The sequence below is a fragment of the Mycobacteroides franklinii genome (assembly GCF_002013895.1).
Classification (GTDB): domain Bacteria; phylum Actinomycetota; class Actinomycetes; order Mycobacteriales; family Mycobacteriaceae; genus Mycobacterium; species Mycobacterium franklinii.
The window spans coordinates 23,881-40,344 of the sequence record NZ_MAFQ01000012.1; the positions used below are offsets into that span (position 1 = coordinate 23,881).

Consider the following 16,464-nt stretch of genomic DNA (forward strand, 5'->3'; position numbering starts at 1 on the left):
AAACCCTGTTGTGTCCGTACTGAAACCTGTGGCAACAAAAAACCCCCGCCAGCGGTCTGCTGTACGAGGGTTGCGCGTCGAGTGTGCGCGAGTTGCCTTGGACTCGGGCTACGCGTCGACGCGCATACCGATTACTACGAGCAAGGCGGGGTTGTTCACACCGCGTACGGTAGCCGTTTCTGGAGGTCCGAGTCAAATCCCTGCTAAGAGCGGCTTCGCCGAGCGTGAAGCCACTGCGGGATCCGGGCCGATTTTCCGCAACCGCTTCACTGTCGGCGACAATGGATGAATGGCCGAGGCGAAACGCACAGTGATCCGCACGTCCCCGATGGCTCATTTCGTCACGGGGTTTCTGGCGCTGGGCATGCTGAGCTTCGTCCTTGCCCTCCCCATCCTGGCGCCGGTGCTCCTCATCCCGATCGCCCTGTCCTACGCGATCGCCAGGTACCGCACCGCCGTCGACACCGAGTCCGCACAGGTCCGCACGTTGACGTCCACGCGGACCGTGCCGTGGTCGGATATCGAGGGACTCAGCTTCGATAGGCACGCATGGGCGCAGGCCAATCTGACCGACGGCACCACCATGCGACTGCCCGGCGTCACCTTCTCGACGCTGCCGATCCTGTCGGCCGCCAGTAACGGCCGCGTGCCCAACCCCTATGAGGGTGTTCAGCGCTAGGCGGCGACCGCCCGCTCCTGAATGCCCCACGGCGCACCGAACGTATTGAGCCGATCCAGGAACGGCAGGCTGTCGAAGGCTTCCGGCCCGAGTACACCGGCACCGCTCCAGGCGCCCTCGGCAAGCAGCTCCAGAGCCACCACCGGGTTCACCGCCGTCTGCCACACCACACATTGCGCACCGTCGCGGGCCATCGTCCATTCGTTGTCGACGACGTGATGCAGATAGACCTCCCGGGGCCTGCCGTCCTTCCCGGTGCCGGTGACCCACAGCCCCGCACAGGTGGCCCCGCTCATCAAGTGCCCGAGCCCGGCCGGATCCGGCAGGCATGCCGCCACCACATCACGTGGGCTGACGGCCGCGTTACTGCCGTTCGCGTGCACGCTCACCGGGGCGGTGCTGTCCAGACCGACCAGATGCAGGGTGCGCAGCACGTTGATGAACTCGGCGCCAAGACCGTATTTGAACGTGACCCTGCGGGCGTTTACCCAACGCGGCATGAGCACCACTTCCTCATGCTCGACATTGACGCATTCGACGGGCCCGATACCGCCCGGGAAGTCGAAAACCTCGGGCTCGCTGAAGGGTTCGGTGGTGAAGAACCCCTTGCCGCGTTCCCAGATCAGGGGCGGGTTGAGGCATTCCTCGATGGTCGTCCAAATGGAGAACGACGGGGCGAACCGATACCCCTGCACCTCCAGGTTGGAGCCGTCGCGGGTACCCAGCTCGTCGATCTCGGAGAACAGGTGATCGGCGGCGTACCGCGCGAACACATCGCTGAGACCTGGCTCCACGCCGATGCCCACCAGCGCCAACAACCCTGCGGCCTGCCACTTTTCGGCGGCGGCGAACTGTTCGTCGCCGAGCATCACGCCGGGCAACTCATAGGGCTTATGCGGGTGGCGATGCGACAGGCTCATCGCCATATCGAGGTAGGTCACCCCCGCGGCGAAGCATCCGTCGAAGACGCCCATGACAAAACGGGGATCGACGGCGTTGAGCGCGTGGGTGATTCGATGCTCTCGACACAGCGTAGCGACATCATCGGCGCTCGAGGCGTCGATGCGGGCCGCGGTGAATCGGGGGTCGTCGAGTCGATCCACCACCGCCTGCGCTCGTGCGATGTCGTAATCCGCGATCACCAGCGCGTCGAAGAACTCCCGCCGCGCCGCGATGAACGCAGCGGCACTGCCCACTCCCCCGGCACCAACGATGAGAACTCGCATCGCTACAACCGATCCCAGGCCTCGGTGAGGACACCGCGCAGAATCTGCTCGATCGCGTCGAACTCGTGCGGCCCGCTGATCAGCGGTGGCGCAAGCTGAATCACCGGGTCGCCCCTGTCGTCGGCACGGCAGTACAGACCAGCATCCCAGAGCGCCGTGGACAGGAAGCCGCGCAGCAGTCTTTCGCTTTCTTCATTGCTGAAGGTGGCCTTGGTGGCCTTGTCCTTGACCAACTCGATTCCGTAGAAGTACCCCTCACCACGCACGTCACCGACGATCGGTAGGTCGTGGAGTTTCTCCAGGGTGGCGCGGAACACCGGCGCGTTCGCACGCACCCGATCGTTGAGACCTTCACGTTCGAAGATGTCGAGATTGGCCAGCGCCACCGCAGCCGAAACCGGATGGCCGCCAAAGGTATATCCATGCGGAAAGGTGGTCTTTCCGTCATTGAAGGGTTCGAAGAGCCGGTCGGTGGCGATCATCGCACCGATCGGCGAATACCCGGATGTCATGCCCTTGGCACAGGTGATGATGTCGGGTTGGTATCCCAAGTCCTGGCAGGCGAACATCGATCCGATGCGGCCAAAGGCGCAGATCACCTCGTCGGACACCAGCAGCACGTCGTACTCGTCGCAGATTTCGCGCACCCGCTCGAAGTAACCCGGCGGCGGCGGGAAGCAACCGCCGGCGTTCTGCACTGGCTCCAGGAACACCGCGGCGACGGTATCGGGCCCCTCAAATTCGATGGCCTCGGCGATCCGGTCGGCGCAGTAGCGGCCGAAGGCCTTGGGGTCATGCGCATATGGCTCCGGCGCCCGGTAGAAGTTGGTGTTCGGCGCCCGGAAGCCACCCGGGGTCAGCGGCTCGAAGGGCGCCTTGAACGCGGGCAATCCGGTGATGGCCAACGCGCCCTGCGGGGTTCCGTGGTAGGCGATGGCACGCGAAATCACCTTGTGCTTACCGGGTTTCCCGGTCAGTTTGAAGAACTGTTTGGCCAGCTTCCACGCACTTTCCACCGCTTCTCCCCCACCAGTGGTGAAGAACACGCGGTTCAAGTCACCCGGCGCGTATGCGGCGAGGCGATCGGCCAGCTCTATCGCCGGCGGGGTGACATAGGACCACAGCGGAAAATACGCGAGCGTCTCGGCTTGCCGCGCAGCCGCTTGCGCGAGTTCGGCGCGGCCATGCCCGGCCTGCACGACGAACAGTCCGGATAGGCCGTCCAGATAACTCTTACCGCGGTCATCCCAGATCCTCACCCCCTCGCCGCGTGTGATGACGGGTGGTGCGATACCGGCACCGTGCCGGGCGAAGTGCCCCCATAGATGCCGAGACGCCTTCGCCTCTAGGTCGCCAGAAACGTCTTGTGCTACATCAACGGATGTCACCGTGTACCCCAATTATATTGCTGTTTAACTAATTTCAGATAGACCAGGGTCTCCGTGGAGGTAACCCCAGGCACCGCGCGAATCTGCTTGTTGAGCAGGTCCAGCAGGTCGTCGTCGTCTTCGCAGACCACCTCGACGATCGCGTCGAAGGTCCCGGCGGTCAGCACCACGTAGTCGACGGCGGCCAGTTCGGCCAGTCGATCGGCGACCTCGGTGGTATCGCCGGAGCATTTGATGCCGATCATGGCCTGGCGTTTGAATCCGAGCTGCATCGGATCGGTGACCGCGACGATCTGCATGACGCCGGCGTCGATCATGCGTTGCACACGCTGCCGCACCGCGGCCTCGGAGAGCCCTACCGACTTTCCGATCGTGGCGTAGGGACGCCGGCCGTCTTGCTGAAGTTCCTCGACGATCGCCTTGGAGGCATCGTCGAGCTGGAACGCCGCGGACCCGCTACTCGGGTCTGCAACCCGTAGCTGGCCCCGCATCAAACCTCGTGTCGTATTGGCCACGAGCTCGATTGTGCACGGATTCCATCGTCTTTCGCAATGATTAACGACGGATACCCACGATAAACGAACAATCGGCAATGGAATCCGTGGCTTCACGCGCCGATTTTCGATACGGTGGCCGGGTGAGCGTTCCCAGCAGTTGGATCAACGGCCACCCGGTAGCGACCAGCGGAGAAATGCATCGTGTGATCAACCCGGCGACGGGCTCTGCCATCGCGGACCTGGCCCTGGCGACTCCTGCCGATGTGGATGCGTCGGTGTCGGCGGCCAGGGCCGCCGGACCCGCCTGGGCTTCGTCGACACCGGCCGACCGCTCAGCCGTCTTGGCCAGGTTGGCCACTGTCATGGCCGCCAATGCCGACACCCTGGTGGCCGAGGAAGTCGCGCAAACCGGCAAACCGGTGCGCTTGGCCACCGAGTTCGACGTGCCCGGCAGCATCGACAACGTCGAATTTTTCGCCGGCGCCGCAAGACATCTGGAGGGCAAGGCGACGGCCGAATACTCGGCCGACCACACCTCCAGCATCCGGCGGGAGGCCGCCGGTGTGGTGGCCACGATTACCCCGTGGAACTACCCGTTGCAGATGGCGGTGTGGAAGGTGCTGCCCGCGCTCGCGGCGGGATGCACGGTGGTGATCAAGCCGAGCGAGCTGACGCCGCTGACCACACTCACCCTGGCGCGTCTGGCCGCCGAGGCCGGGCTGCCCGATGGTGTGCTCAACGTCGTCACCGGGCGCGGCGATGATGTGGGCAGCGCCCTCGTGGGCCACCCCGACGTAGATCTGGTGACCTTCACGGGCTCCACCGCCGTAGGCCGAAAGGTCATGGCAGCAGCGGCAGTTCACGGCCATCGAACACAGTTGGAGCTCGGCGGCAAAGCCCCCTTCGTGGTTTTTGACGATGCCGATCTGGACGCCGCGATCCAGGGTGCCGTCGCGGGGGCCATCATCAATTCCGGCCAGGACTGCACGGCAGCCACCCGCGCCATCGTCGCCCGCGATGTGTACGACGACTTTGTCGCCGGGGTCGGCGAGGTGATGAACAAGGTCGTCGTCGGCGACCCCCTGGATCCCAACACCGATATCGGGCCGTTGATCTCGGCCGCACATCGCGCCAGGGTTTCGAGCATCGTGGACCGCGCCCCGGCACAGGGCGGCCGAATCGTCACCGGCGCCAGCTCTCCCGATCTGCCGGGTTCCTTCTATCGGCCCACGCTGATCGCCGATGTCGCGGAGACCTCCGAGGCCTACCGCGACGAGATCTTCGGCCCGGTGCTGACGGTGCGTTCGTTCACCGACGACGATGACGGACTACGGCAGGCCAATGACACCGCCTACGGCCTTGCCGCTTCGGCGTGGACACGCGATGTGTACCGCGCGCAGCGAGCATCCCGAGAAATCAAGTCGGGTTGCGTGTGGATCAACGACCACATTCCGATCATCAGCGAGATGCCCCATGGTGGATTCGGCGCGTCCGGGTTCGGCAAGGACATGTCGGACTACTCGCTCGAGGAGTACCTCACCGTCAAACATGTCATGAGCGATATCACCGGCGTCTCCGACAAGGATTGGCACCGGATAATTTTCGCGAAGCGCTAGGCAGGCGCGTCCAGATTGTGGTTGATGATCGCCGCGAGTCGGGTAAGGCTGGACGTGATGGCACGGCGATCCGCACCGGTCAGCTCCACGAAGACCTCGTGCTGCCGTGCCCGAAAGGCTGACTGCGCCTTGATCACCCGTGCACGCCCATCCGTCGTGAGGCCCACCAAGACCAGTCTGTCATCGGATGACGAACGGGTGCGCGCGACCACTCCCCGCTCTTCCAGCTGCTTGAGGGCGCGAGTGGCCGTCGGCACCGCGACCCCCGCCGTCCCGGCCAGCTGGCTCACGGACATCAGCTCCCGGTCAAGCAGCGGCGCCAGCAGCTCAAGCTGAGATCGGCTCATGCCCGCCTGCGTACCCGCGGGCGATGTCCGCCCTCTGCGCATCGCGAAGTAGAGCGCGTCCGTGGCCGCCACAAGCTCTTCGATCTCACGCGCACTGTTCCCACTCGGCTGTCCTGGCACACCCACAGTGTAAGGGTTAGCATGATAATAGTTAGCATGCTAACGTTGTGAAACGAAGCCAGCGGAAGGACGGACACATGCGGGTAGCGATCATCGGCGCCGGAATTGGTGGGCTCACCGCAGCAGCGGCGTTGCGCGCCAAGGATATCGACGTCGTTGTCTATGAGAAGGCACACGAACTACGCGAAGTGGGCGCGGGCGTAGTCGTCGCAAGCAACGGTCTGCGCGCACTCGACGAAGTGGGCCTGGGCGATCGAGTGCGTGCGGTCGGCACCCCGATCGGGCGCACGCTCTGGCATACCTGGCAGGGAGAAAGCGTTCCGGTACCGCCGGCGTGGCCCTCGGTCAGCCCCGATCGCCCGGTCACCTCCCTGCCTGTGCACCGTGGCGAATTGCAGCAGGCCTTGCTCGGGGCGCTGCCCGAGGGGACCGTCCATCTGGGGCGTCCATGCCACGACATCGTCGAGACTGCCGACGAGGTACGGATCCTTTTCGCGGACGGATCCGAGGAACGAGCCGACGTCGCCGTGGGCGCCGACGGTATCCATTCGGTGGTGCAACGTGTGGTCGCAGACCCGGTCGAGCTGTCCAGCGAGGGCGTCATGGCCTACCGCGGCCTGATCCCCGTTGAGCGACTCGAGGGCGCCATCGATCTGAATTCCATGCAAATGTGGCTGGGTCCGGGGCGCAGCTTCCTGATCTATCCGGTCTCGCAGGGCCGGCTGCTCAACGTGGTGGCCTTCACCCCAAGCAATCTCGATGCCGAGGAATCCTGGACCGCCCCAGGCGATGTGGCGGAGTTGGCGCTTCAGTTCGAGGACTGGGACGAGCCGGTGCTCAGAGTTCTCGGGGCAATGACGGAGACCTTCCGGTGGGGCCTGTACGACCGAAAGCCGTTGAACCGCTGGACCACCGATCGCATTGCACTTCTGGGCGATGCCGCGCATCCGATGACGCCGCACCTCGGCCAGGGCGCGAACATGTCGATTGAGGACGGGGTCGTGCTGTCCACCGTGCTCGCCAACGCACCGATCACCGAAATTTCCCGACGCCTGTCCTTATACGAATCACTGCGCCGTGACCGCACCAGTCGGGTGCAACGCAATGCCCGTGCATCGGGACGCGTCTATCGCTCCGTCGACCTGACTGCGCAGCAGCAGGCGGCACGGCTCACCGAAATCCTTGCCGACAACTGGATTCCCGACTATGACGCCGCCGGGGCTGCACTCGCCGCCCTCTAGTCCTTGGTGAATTCCTCACCCGTCTGCGGGTTCACCGCGACCTCACCATGCGGGAGATTGGACAGATCGCCAGCGATCACGGTGTGCTGCGCCTCGACCGCGTCGGGCAACCCGAAATGGGTTGTCGGCGCGGCGGGCGCCAGCACCAGGTCGGCACTGCGCCGCGGCAGCGTCACCCCTTGGAAGAACGGCGGAGCCGCCACCCGCCACAGCAGCATCAGCACCACACCGAGAATGAGGGCACCAACGCCGACAACTGCAACGGCCCCAACCCCGAACACGGTGACGTTGTTACCGGCGTCGTCGATAAGCCAGCTGGGCTTGGCGTACTGGATGAGCCCGTAGATGAAGACGATGGTCAGCGTGACCCCACCGGCCAGCGGCATCACGCCGCGCATCATGAGATCGCGGAAGCTGTCCGTAAGGGTCTTGCGGTAGAACCACGCGCAGGCGAAGCCGGTCAGCCCGTAGTAGAAGGCGATCATCAGGCCCACCGAACCGATCAGCGCGGTCAGCAGGTTGGTGCTGATGGCGGTGAACAACACGTAGAAGACGATCGAAATCGCACCCATCGCGATCGTGGACGTCGATGGCGTCAGATACGTGCGATGAATCGACGCGAACGAATCCGGCAGCGCCTTGTAGACACCCATCGACAACGTGGTGCGGGCCGTCGGCAGGATCGTGGTCTGTGTACAGGCGGAGGCCGAGGTCAGAATGGATGCCGACAGCAAGAGCATCCCGAGGTGCCCAAGGAAGCTGTTGCCGAACAATGCCGGACCGATGGCCTTGAACACGTCGGCGGCGTTCTCCTGGTTTCCCAGCCCGATGCCCTCGGTGCCCACACCGGCGAACGCCACCGCGGCCACGCTCACCAACGCATAGGTGGCCAGCAGCAAGAACGTCGAGATGACCGCCGCACGACCGGGAGTACGTCCGGGATCGTCCGACTCCTCGTTGCAGGCCACCGCAGTGTCCCAGCCCCAGTAGATGAAGATCGTCGTCAACACCGCCGGCGCGATGACGGTGCCGAAATCCATGCCGCCCGGCCAGAACCACGACAACGACGGCATCAGCGAGTAGCCCTCGGCGTTATGGGTATAGACCTTGATCAGCGCCACGATCGCGAAGGCGACCAACACCACCACTTCGACGGTCAGCAGCCAATACTGCAGCCGCGCCGACACCTCGATGCCCCGGTAACAGATGTAGGTCATGATCACGATCCAGATGACACCCGCCACCGTCGACCACAGCACACTGTCGGCCAGGCCCGACGCCGCCGACCAGCCGAGGTCGCCGACGAACGTGAACGAATAGGCCCCCGCCACCTGCGCGAGGTTGGCCAGGCAGATGACGTCGGCGGCGATGATGCCCCAGCCGCCCAGCCACCCGACGATTGGCCCGAAGGTGCGCGAGGCCCAGGTGAAGGTGGTGCCGCAGTCGGGTTCGGCCTTGTTCAACTCCTGGTAGGCGACCGCGATGAGATACATCGGGATGAAGGAGATCAGCGCGATTGCGGGCGCCTTCACCCCGGCGAGCAGCGCGCCCCCACTGGCGACAATCAACCCGAGGGTCGCGGCCAGGCTGTACGCGGGCGCCGTGGAGGCGAGACCGACCACGACGCTGGACAACAGTCCCAGCGCTCCGCCCTTAAGACCCTTGCTCTCGACGGGGATGTCTGAACTCATGGGCAGCAGAATACGTTTTCCGTTGCAGTTTTGCCCAAGATGAGCGGAATTCGTTTAGGTAAAGCGTTCTGACACCGAATTCCGCAACAGGGTCGAAGTGCGATCGACCCGCCGAAACTACGGTTTACGACGCATTTCCCGAGAAGCCGACACGCGATACGGCGTGTCGGCGCAGGACGGGAGACCTAGGCCAGCGGATTCGTCCCGTTGAGGAACACCCAGATGGCGGCCGCCGCACCGAAGCCCAGCAGCACCGCGGCGAAGGAACCGATGAACGGCCTGCGGGCCCAGCCACGGCCAGCGTCAAACCCGTACCGACCAGGGCCGACCAGGATCACCGCGACAATCGCCACGATCATCAGCAGCTCGAACTCGTGCCCGTCGGGCCAGAAGATGGCGTAACGGTTGGCCTTATCGGAGACCATGTCCGAGAGCAACACGTTGACCATGAAGGCCAGTGCCGCCGCACCCGCCAGCGGGGTCAGCAGCCCCAGAACCAGCAGCACCCCGGCGCCCAGCTCCGCCGTCACACCGACATAAGTAAGGATGTCGGCGTATTTGAAGCCGCGGTCACCCAGTGTCGCCTCGAACCCGCTGAGCCCTGTCCCGCCCCACCAGCCGAAAACCTTGCGCAGACCATGGGCGATGAGCACCGCGCCCACCCCGACACGCAGCAAAAACAGCCCCAGATCCTGGGTCCCGCGACGGTCGCCCGCCGGGTCCTGGGTGCCCCACGGCGCGGCATGGCGCGCGTGCACCGCCTCGGAAGATATTTTGGTAGTGGCAGGTTCGGCGTAGGGCAGCGGCGCTGGATCGTACAACGGTCCAACCTCTTTCACGTTGTGGGAGCTCGTCAGCCTCTCCGCCTGGTAATGCGGGATTGCCGTGGTCTCGAAGTCGCCGCCGTACGTAGCCGACGGCACATCGTCTTCAGGGTCGACCAATTCGGGCGGCTTGCGCCACACCTGCGGGTCGTCCGAATGACCGGTCACGGGCCCCAGACTAAGTCCATTGGAGGCCCGAATGTGGCGAGCAACGCCGTAAGGTCCGTAATCTTGCGGGCATGCTCATTCGCTCCAGCCCCGTGACGGGACCGACCAATGAGCCATCGGGGAAAAAACTGCTAGTCGGTTCGATGGCGACGGCGGCCGCAGCGGTGACGCTGCTCTCGGGTTGTGTGCGGTTCGATCCCACCCAGGATCAGCCGTTTACCGAGGTGCCTCGCCGCGGTGTAGCCCAGACCACAACCACCCCTCCGCCGCCGTTACCGGGTAAGCCGTTTCCCAAGCAATGCCCCGCCGACGGTGTGATGCAGGGATGCCTGGAAGCCACCAGCGGACTCATCATGGGCAGCGACGGCAAGACGGCGCTAGTCGCCGAGCGCGCGACCGGTGCCATCAAGGAGATCGCGACGAGCGCCGAGCCGAAGGTGAAGACGACCATCCCGGTCGACCCGTCCGGCGACGGCGGCCTGTCCGATATCGTGCTCTCCCCCTCCTACCAACAGGACCGGCTGATGTACGCCTACATCAGCACCCCGACCGACAACCGGGTGGTTCGCGTCGCCGACGGTGACGTGCCCAAGGACATTCTCACCGGAATACCCAAGGGTCCCACCGGCAATGCCGGATCACTGGCGTTCACCAGCCCCACCACGCTGGTCGTCCAGACCGGAACCGGCGGCAACGCGGGTGCAGCGAATGATCCGAACTCTTTGGCCGGCAAGGTGATCCGCATCGAGCAACCCACCACCGTGGGGCAGACGCCGCCGACGACCGCGATCAGTGGTTTGGGTGACGGCGGCGCCATGTGCGTGGACGCCGCCAACGGCACGCTATATGTCACCGATCGATCACCGGCGGGCGACCGGCTGCAAAAGCTCACCAAGGACGGCAAGATCTCGACGGTGTGGACCTGGCCGGATAAGCCCGGGGTGGCCGGATGCGCCGCACTGGACAGCTCGGTGATGGTCAACCTGGTGTTCAACCAGACCACCGTTGTGGTGCGCCAGAACCCCGAAACAGGAGCGGTTACCGGCGATCCTGAGGTGCTGCGGCAAAAGGAACAGCACGGCCACGTGCGGGCGCTGAAGCTCTCCCCCGACGGCAATGTCTGGGGAGGTTCCATCAACAAGGACTTCGGAACCGCCACCGACACCGAGGACGTGGTGTTCCCGCTGTTCCCGAAGGGCGGCGGATTCCCCCGCGCGAACGACGACCTGGACTAATCAGCCCTGGCCGCAGGCCTTGAGCACCAAGTCCTTGACCAGCGCGGCATCGGCCTGCCCCTTGGTGGCCTTCATCACCGCGCCGACGATGGCACCCGCGGCCGCCACCTTGCCATCGCGGATCTTCTGCGCGACATCGGGATTGGCGGCCAGCGCCTCGTCGACGGCGGCCTGGATCACCGAGTCGTCGCGCATCACGACCAGACCGCGATCGTTCATCACCTGCTCGGGTTCGCCCTCGCCGGCAAGAACACCATCGACCACCTGGCGCGCCAGCTTGTTGGACAGCTTGCCGTCCTTGACCAAGGCGGCAACGGCAGCCACCTGGGTGGGTGTGATGGGGAGCTCGGCCAGCTCGACCTCACGCGAATTGGCTTGTTGCACCAAGTAGTTACCCCACCACGAGCGTGCCTCTTCACTGCTGGCACCCTCGGCAACGGTGGCCTGCACGAGCTCGACGGCTCCGTTGTTGATCAGGTCGCGCATCACCTCGTCGGAGACGCCCCACTCCTGCTGAATGCGACCCAGCCGCAGCCAGGGCAGCTCCGGAAGAGTGCCACGCAGCCGCTCGATCAGCTCGGTGCTGGGCGCCACGGGTTCGAGGTCAGGCTCCGGGAAGTACCGATAATCCTCGGCGGTCTCCTTGCGGCGTCCGGCGCTGGTGCTGCCGTCCTGCTCCAGGAAATGCCGTGTCTCCTGAATGACTTCCTGGCCCGCGTCCAGAACCGCCGCCTGGCGTCGCATCTCGTAGCGCACCGCCACCTCGACACTCTTGAGCGAGTTGACGTTCTTGGTCTCGGTGCGGGTACCGAACTCGTCGGCGCCGGCGGGCATCAGCGATACGTTGGCGTCGCAGCGCATGGATCCGTGATCCATGCGTACATCGGAAACATCCAAGGCGCGCAACAGGTCCCGCAGAGCCGTCACGTAGGCGCGGGCGATCTCGGGGGCCCGCTCCCCGGTGCCTTCGATGGGCTTGGTGACGATCTCGACGAGCGGAACTCCGGCCCGGTTGTAGTCCAGGAGAGATTCGGTCGCGCCGGAGATCCGGCCGGTCTCGCCGCCGATGTGGGTCAGCTTGCCGGTGTCCTCCTCCATGTGGGCGCGCTCGATCTGCACCCGCCAGATGGTGCCGTCCTCCAGGGGAACGTCGAGGTAGCCGTTGAACGCGATCGGCTCGTCGTACTGAGAGATCTGGTAGTTCTTAGGCTGGTCCGGATAAAAGTAGTTCTTGCGGGCGAACCGACCCCACGGGGCGATCTCACAGTTCAGCGCCAGACCGATGCGGATGGCCGACTCGACGGCCTTTTCGTTCACCACCGGCAGCGAGCCCGGCAAGCCCAGACACACGGGGCAAATCTGGGTGTTGGGCTCCGCGCCGAATGTGGTGGGGCATCCACAGAACATCTTGGTGGCCGTGGACAGCTCGACGTGAACCTCCATGCCGAGCACCGGCTCGTATCGGGTCAGCACGTCGTCATAGTCCAGCAGTTCTGTCATGCTGCGATCCTAATAGGTCGGCTTTGCGGGCCGAGCAGACATGTATTGCACAGAAAACGCAGGTAGCGCCCGCACTACATGTCTGTTCGCGGGTACGGTCGCCTCATGAGCCACAACGTGTTGGTCATCGGCATCGATCCGTATTTGATCGATTTCACCACGCCGGACTTCGCCACAGTGGAGCTGACCGCAGACGATATCCAGTCCGGTCTGGAACAGTCGGCGGCGATCCTGAATGCCGAGGGCTATGCCGCTGAACTGTGCCTCATCAGCCTGACACTCGGGGAAGTCACCGCGCAGGTGAGACAGGCCCTCGAGACGCGGCCACGGGACTGCGTGGTGATCGGCGCCGGCATACGCACCATGCCCTCGAACCTTCAGCTTTTCGAGACAGTGCTCAACGTCGTCCACAAGCACGCACCCCAGGCAACAATCTGCTTCAACACCGTGCCCACGGACACGGTCGCGGCCGTCGAGCGGTGGATCTGACCGCTAGTTGCCGACGTAGCTCGAGCCGCTCCTGATCAGATGACAGACCGCGCCGTGCCCGGCGGTCCTCGGTGCGTTGTCCGTGCGTGACACCGCCACGCGGCCGTTCACCTTCACCCGGCACGTCACCGATCCCGGATCGTCCCCGGGGTGTGAACCCGAGAACACCAATGACAGTCCGTCACCGTCGTAGTCGAAGCTCGTAGACCAGGGCAAGCCGACGGTGTCCACGGCGTATCCGCCGTCGGGTCCGTTGTAGCCGACCATCACACCCTCGCCGAACGTCCCCGACAGCTCGAACTCGATCGATGTGGCAGCAAAGGCAGTACCCGGCGCCGACAGCTGCAGACCGGCGCATAGCGCGGCCCCCATCGCCACCCTCCCGATTACATACGTAATTGACGATTCCATGCGCGCATTAGATCACCATGTGCGGTGCTAATGACTGGAATCTCAGCCGAAGAACGCGGCGGCGTCCTCGTAGCGATTCTTCGGGACCAGCTTGAGCTGACGGGTCGCTTCCGACAGCGGCACCCGCCCGATGTCCTGTCCACGCAGCGACACCATCACGCCGTACTCCCCCGCGTGTGCGGCGTCCGCGGCGTTGACGCCGAAGCGCGTCGCGAGCACCCGATCGAATGGTGTCGGGGTGCCGCCGCGCTGCACGTGACCGAGGACGGTGGTGCGCACCTCCTTGTTGATGCGCTTTTCGATCTCGGCTCCCAGCTGCTGGGCCACCCCGGTGAACCGCTGATGCCCGAACTCGTCAATTCCGCCGTCGCGTAACTCCATTGACCCCTCGGCCGGCTTGGCCCCCTCGGCCACCACACAGATGAAATGCGAATCGCCGCGCTGGAAGCGCCCTTTGATCAGGCGGCACACCTCTTCCACGTCGTACGGCACTTCGGGGATCAGGGTCATATGCGCACCCGAGGCCAATCCGGAATGCAGCGCGATCCAGCCCGCATGCCGGCCCATCACCTCGACCAGCATCACCCGCTGATGAGATTCGGCCGTGCTGTGGAGCCTGTCGATGGCATCGGTGGCGATGGTCAGCGCGGTGTCGAACCCGAAAGTCACATCGGTGCAATCGATGTCGTTGTCGATTGTCTTGGGCACACCAACGACCGGCACGTTCTCGTCGGCCAACCAGCTGGCCGCGGTGAGAGTGCCCTCTCCGCCGATCGGGATGAGCACATCGATCCCGTTGTCATCGAGGGTCTGCTTGATCTGATCCAGCCCGGCGCGCAGCTTGTCCGGGTTGGTGCGTGCGGTGCCGAGCACAGTCCCACCCTTGGTCAGCAGCCGATCGTTGCGGTCGTCGTTGGCCAGCTGGATGCGCCGGTTCTCCAATAGACCCCGCCACCCGTCCTGAAACCCGACGACCTGCGAGTCGTAGCGGTTGGCGCAGGTTCGCACCACCGCACGGATGACAGCGTTCAGGCCAGGACAGTCGCCGCCGCCGGTAAGCACTCCGATACGCATAGCCCCCATCATGCCCGTGAGCCGGTCAGACGGCAGCGCTACGAAGCCTTGGGCAGGCGGCTCTGGATGTTCAGCCTGAACCCGGCCCATACCGCGCGGCGGTCGGCGCCCAGATTCTGCTCGACACGCGGCTCCCGGTCGAAGACCATCACGGGCCAGTCCGGACCGCAGTATCGCGGCCAGTCCTGGCTCGGAACGCCGTTGCGCGCGAACGCGACCCAACGTTGTTGCACGTCATCGACGACCCGCGAGGCATCTCGGTGGGTAAAGCTGCCGGCCAAGATGGGGCCGGCGGGACCCCGATAGTTGCCGAAAACCGCCGGCAGCTCGGTGGCGTGGGATCCCTCCAAACCGGCCGCGCGCACCGTCCAGGGCGCATAGTCGAACCGGTAGACGTACACCGGTGCGAAGTGTTGATGGGCGCGGGCAATCCGCCATACCGACGATGTGAAGAACATGTCCCCCGCCAACCGCAGGCGCGCCTCCTTGGAGGGATATCCCGGATAGGCGGCAATGATCCGCTCCCGGTAACCGGTCCCCCCGCGCCCGAGGATCTCCTGCTGCTCGGACTCGGACAGCGGCATCACCTTGATGGCTTTGGTGAAGAGCCGGGCCTCATCGGCGTTACTGCCGATGATCAACGGAACCCTTTGCGCTTCACCACTTTCCATGGCTTCCACGGGAGGCTTCGGCAGATAACTACCGTCGACGGACGGCCCGAAGGGGAACCCACCCTGCGCGATCAACCTACGCTGTGCGCGCAGGAGCTGCCGCGGTGAGGCATTCATGACGGTCGCGGCTGCGTTATCAGCCGTGGCACCAAGCAATTCGGCGAACCGCCGGGCGTCGTGTGCGATCGCATCGGCGCTCGCGGCGAGGCCGCTGGCCGTACTTTGGATGATCGCGTGCTGGAACAGACCCGCGGCGGCCGGCGTCGCCATCAGGGTCTCGACGCCGCTACCGCCCGCGCTCTCACCAAAAATGGTGACGTTGTCCGGATCGCCGCCGAAGGCACTGATGTTGTCGCGGACCCACTGCAGGGCGAGCACGAGATCACGCAGGTACAGGTTACTTTCGATCACGTGTTCGTCGTCCGACAACGACGACAGATCAAAAGCCCCCAACGCGCCCACCCGGTAATTCGCCGATACATAGACGCATCCACGGCGCGCCAGGATCGAACCCTCGTACGGCGGGCTGCTCGAACTGCCCAGGAAGTAGCCACCGCCGTAGATGTAGAACATGACCGGCAGCGGTCCGTCGGGCAGCTCCTCGGGGGCAACCACATTGAGCGTAAGACAGTCCTCGCTGCGCCGTTTTTGTGGCGTGAACACCTTGGGCTGAATCGGCGCGGCACCGAAACGTCGGCAGGTACGCACCCCCTCCCACGGGTGGACGGGACGGGGCGCCCGCATCCGCCACGGCCCCACCGGCGGTTCGGCGTACGGGACACCGCGGAAGCGCCGCATGCCGCGCCGCACGAAACCTTCGATTTCACCACTGGTTGTCGCTACGCGTAGGGGCGCCGGTGCCATGGGAGCGAACCTAGCCGGGGCCACCGACCCAGCGCTAGTCGCACGCCAAATTCCCCACTTAGCAACGACTTTCCATCAGTTGTTCAAATCGGGGCACGAGACGTCGACGTACGCGGTGGTGGACGAGAACGCGCTGGTCTGGCCGGCGGACACCCCGTGCACATCCGTCACCGTGCATTGCGACAGCGGCGCCGACACGCTGCCGTTGATCTGCACCGAATACCCCTGCTTCTGCAGATTTGTCACCGTGTCACCCGCGTTACCGCCGCCGGTGCTCGTGGACGCCGCGGCGGTCCCGGCCAACCCCACAGCAGCTGCCGCGAAAGCCGAAGCGGTAATGGCCGCGAATGCGAACTTCTTCATGATGACGCTCCTTGCTAGTCGTGCCGCGGGACCATTTCCGGCGACTTCACAAGGCTCGGC

At 64.8% G+C, this 16,464-nt stretch carries 16 protein-coding genes; 5 read left to right on the forward strand and 11 right to left on the reverse strand.

All coding sequences use genetic code 11. The features are described 5' to 3' along the window. The first annotated feature begins 289 nt into the window (after positions 1 to 289). Entirely contained in the window at positions 290 to 679 is a 390-nt protein-coding gene (locus tag B4393_RS20125) for a PH domain-containing protein (protein ID WP_070938962.1), read from the forward strand. Here B4393_RS20125 and B4393_RS20130 read toward each other — a convergent pair. From B4393_RS20130 to B4393_RS20140, 3 genes are read right to left on the reverse strand one after another with little or no spacing between them, the layout of a single operon-like run. Continuing rightward, on the reverse strand, positions 676 to 1,905 hold the full coding sequence (locus B4393_RS20130; protein ID WP_078335593.1) for a saccharopine dehydrogenase family protein: 1,230 nt from the start codon (positions 1,903 to 1,905) through the stop codon (positions 676 to 678). The two genes, B4393_RS20125 and B4393_RS20130, sit on opposite strands and share 4 nt — an antisense overlap. A 2-nt stretch (positions 1,906 to 1,907) precedes the next feature. Continuing rightward, entirely contained in the window at positions 1,908 to 3,293 is a 1,386-nt protein-coding gene (locus B4393_RS20135) for an aspartate aminotransferase family protein (protein WP_078335594.1), read from the reverse strand. Then, complete coding sequence (locus B4393_RS20140; RefSeq protein ID WP_078282772.1) at positions 3,290 to 3,808, reverse strand: Lrp/AsnC family transcriptional regulator; 519 nt, start codon at positions 3,806 to 3,808, stop codon at positions 3,290 to 3,292. Before B4393_RS20140 ends, B4393_RS20135 begins: the two co-directional genes overlap by 4 nt. A 122-nt stretch (positions 3,809 to 3,930) precedes the next feature. On the opposite strand from B4393_RS20140, the gene B4393_RS20145 reads away from it, so the two are divergent. After that, positions 3,931 to 5,406 (forward strand): gamma-aminobutyraldehyde dehydrogenase, encoded by a 1,476-nt coding sequence (locus tag B4393_RS20145; protein ID WP_109558534.1) that lies wholly within the window; start codon positions 3,931 to 3,933, stop codon positions 5,404 to 5,406. On the opposite strand, the gene B4393_RS20150 is transcribed toward B4393_RS20145, so the two are convergent. Then, positions 5,403 to 5,873 carry a MarR family winged helix-turn-helix transcriptional regulator gene (locus B4393_RS20150; RefSeq protein WP_109558533.1) on the reverse strand — a complete coding sequence of 157 codons (471 nt, stop codon included), beginning with the start codon at positions 5,871 to 5,873 and terminating at the stop codon, positions 5,403 to 5,405. The two genes, B4393_RS20145 and B4393_RS20150, sit on opposite strands and share 4 nt — an antisense overlap. 77 nt (positions 5,874 to 5,950) lie before the next feature. Between B4393_RS20150 and B4393_RS20155 the strand changes: the two genes are divergently transcribed. Beyond that, complete coding sequence (locus B4393_RS20155) at positions 5,951 to 7,114, forward strand: FAD-dependent monooxygenase (protein WP_078335597.1); 1,164 nt, start codon at positions 5,951 to 5,953, stop codon at positions 7,112 to 7,114. On the opposite strand, the gene B4393_RS20160 is transcribed toward B4393_RS20155, so the two are convergent. Beyond that, a complete protein-coding gene (locus B4393_RS20160; protein ID WP_078335598.1) occupies positions 7,111 to 8,805 on the reverse strand; it encodes an APC family permease in 1,695 nt (564 codons plus the stop codon). The genes B4393_RS20155 and B4393_RS20160 overlap by 4 nt on opposite strands. Before the next feature lie 185 nt (positions 8,806 to 8,990). Beyond that, positions 8,991 to 9,797: a DoxX family protein gene (locus B4393_RS20165; RefSeq protein ID WP_070938955.1), complete on the reverse strand. Its 807-nt coding sequence runs from the start codon at positions 9,795 to 9,797 to the stop codon at positions 8,991 to 8,993. Between the two features lie 71 nt (positions 9,798 to 9,868). On the opposite strand from B4393_RS20165, the gene B4393_RS20170 reads away from it, so the two are divergent. Further along, positions 9,869 to 11,032, forward strand: a complete 1,164-nt coding sequence (locus B4393_RS20170; protein ID WP_070938954.1) for a PQQ-dependent sugar dehydrogenase — start codon at positions 9,869 to 9,871, stop codon at positions 11,030 to 11,032. Here the strand turns inward: B4393_RS20170 and gatB are convergent, their stop codons facing one another. Next, on the reverse strand, positions 11,033 to 12,532 hold the full coding sequence (gatB, locus tag B4393_RS20175) for an Asp-tRNA(Asn)/Glu-tRNA(Gln) amidotransferase subunit GatB (RefSeq protein ID WP_078335599.1): 1,500 nt from the start codon (positions 12,530 to 12,532) through the stop codon (positions 11,033 to 11,035). Between the two features lie 105 nt (positions 12,533 to 12,637). On the opposite strand from gatB, the gene B4393_RS20180 reads away from it, so the two are divergent. After that, positions 12,638 to 13,021 carry a hypothetical protein gene (locus B4393_RS20180; protein WP_078335600.1) on the forward strand — a complete coding sequence of 128 codons (384 nt, stop codon included), beginning with the start codon at positions 12,638 to 12,640 and terminating at the stop codon, positions 13,019 to 13,021. Between the two features lie 3 nt (positions 13,022 to 13,024). Here the strand turns inward: B4393_RS20180 and B4393_RS20185 are convergent, their stop codons facing one another. From B4393_RS20185 to B4393_RS20200, 4 genes are all read right to left on the reverse strand, one after another. Continuing rightward, positions 13,025 to 13,432, reverse strand: a complete 408-nt coding sequence (locus tag B4393_RS20185) for an MmpS family transport accessory protein (protein ID WP_109558529.1) — start codon at positions 13,430 to 13,432, stop codon at positions 13,025 to 13,027. Positions 13,433 to 13,474: 42 nt separating this feature from the next. Beyond that, the gene (locus tag B4393_RS20190) at positions 13,475 to 14,506 is read right to left on the reverse strand and encodes an ATP-dependent 6-phosphofructokinase (protein ID WP_070938950.1); all 1,032 of its coding nucleotides are present in this window, start codon (positions 14,504 to 14,506) and stop codon (positions 13,475 to 13,477) included. 38 nt (positions 14,507 to 14,544) lie between these two features. Then, a complete protein-coding gene (locus tag B4393_RS20195; protein WP_078335602.1) occupies positions 14,545 to 16,041 on the reverse strand; it encodes a carboxylesterase/lipase family protein in 1,497 nt (498 codons plus the stop codon). A 75-nt stretch (positions 16,042 to 16,116) separates the two neighbouring features. Beyond that, entirely contained in the window at positions 16,117 to 16,404 is a 288-nt protein-coding gene (locus tag B4393_RS20200) for a hypothetical protein (protein ID WP_078335603.1), read from the reverse strand. Positions 16,405 to 16,464: the final 60 nt, after the last annotated feature.

Coding starts and splice junctions, on each gene's coding strand:
- B4393_RS20160 (WP_078335598.1), bottom strand. CDS start 8,805: ATGAGTTCAGACATCCCCGTCGAGAGCAAGGGTCTTAAGGGCGGAGCG.
- gatB (WP_078335599.1), bottom strand. CDS start 12,532: ATGACAGAACTGCTGGACTATGACGACGTGCTGACCCGATACGAGCCG.
- B4393_RS20195 (WP_078335602.1), bottom strand. CDS start 16,041: ATGGCACCGGCGCCCCTACGCGTAGCGACAACCAGTGGTGAAATCGAA.
- B4393_RS20190 (WP_070938950.1), bottom strand. CDS start 14,506: ATGCGTATCGGAGTGCTTACCGGCGGCGGCGACTGTCCTGGCCTGAAC.
- B4393_RS20180 (WP_078335600.1), top strand. CDS start 12,638: ATGAGCCACAACGTGTTGGTCATCGGCATCGATCCGTATTTGATCGAT.
- B4393_RS20170 (WP_070938954.1), top strand. CDS start 9,869: ATGCTCATTCGCTCCAGCCCCGTGACGGGACCGACCAATGAGCCATCG.
- B4393_RS20155 (WP_078335597.1), top strand. CDS start 5,951: ATGCGGGTAGCGATCATCGGCGCCGGAATTGGTGGGCTCACCGCAGCA.
- B4393_RS20130 (WP_078335593.1), bottom strand. CDS start 1,905: ATGCGAGTTCTCATCGTTGGTGCCGGGGGAGTGGGCAGTGCCGCTGCG.
- B4393_RS20125 (WP_070938962.1), top strand. CDS start 290: ATGGCCGAGGCGAAACGCACAGTGATCCGCACGTCCCCGATGGCTCAT.
- B4393_RS20185 (WP_109558529.1), bottom strand. CDS start 13,432: ATGGAATCGTCAATTACGTATGTAATCGGGAGGGTGGCGATGGGGGCC.
- B4393_RS20200 (WP_078335603.1), bottom strand. CDS start 16,404: ATGAAGAAGTTCGCATTCGCGGCCATTACCGCTTCGGCTTTCGCGGCA.